Source organism: Acutalibacter intestini (assembly GCF_034334985.1).
Classification (GTDB): Bacteria; Bacillota; Clostridia; order Oscillospirales; family Acutalibacteraceae; genus Acutalibacter; species Acutalibacter intestini.
Genome location: NZ_JAWXXL010000128.1, coordinates 1 through 744, shown reverse-complemented (window position 1 = coordinate 744; position 744 = coordinate 1). Strand labels below are relative to the sequence as shown.

Sequence of the window (744 nt, the reverse complement as noted above, 5' to 3'; positions counted from 1 at the left end):
CTGGATCATGCCGCCGGCCAGATTGCCGATAACAACTTAGATTTCAAAATTGTTTACGATAAAGAGGACGAAATGGGAAAGCTGTGCTCTTCCTTTGAGAAGATGCGGCAGGCATTGCAAGAAAGCCATGAAGAGATGTGGCGGCAGATGGAGGAACGCAAAAGGCTGAATGCGGCATTCTCTCATGATTTGCGGACACCGCTGACGGTTCTCAAGGGACAGAGTGAGCTTTTGAGGCAATATGCGCCCAAAATGACCGCAGAAAAAGTGAGTGATACCTCAGAGATGATGCACCGGCATATCGTAAGGTTGGAAGAGTATGTGCAGACCATGGGAGAACTGCAGCGGCTGGAGGATATTGAAATCGTCCGTCAATCCATAACGTTGGAGGCTCTTTGTAAGCAATTAGAGGAAACGGGGGAGGCTGTACGCAATGGGAAAGGGTTTTCCCATGAAGTTATCGGAGACAGGGATTCTTATTTGAATATAGACGCCGCTATTGTAATGCGGGTATATGAAAATCTCCTTGCCAACGCAGTGCGGTTTACAAAGGAAAAGATTAAGGTGTCGGCAGAGTCGCAGGATGGATACCTGTATCTGACTGTTTCCGATGATGGCGCCGGATTTATTACTCCCGCTCAAAAAGCTAGGAAAAAGAGAGGAAGAGTGATATAATAGGGATATGGAATATATCGATTTGCGGAAAGTGGGAAAAGAAGGGCTCAAGCAGATACGCAGTCAGGT

1 protein-coding gene is annotated in these 744 nt (G+C 47.0%); it reads left to right on the top strand.

Annotated elements, in window-relative coordinates:
- Window positions 1–675: HAMP domain-containing sensor histidine kinase (locus U8U68_RS22040; RefSeq protein WP_322204626.1), on the top strand; the 675-nt coding region annotated here is incomplete at its 5' end.
- Between the last annotated feature and the right edge of the window lie 69 nt (window positions 676–744).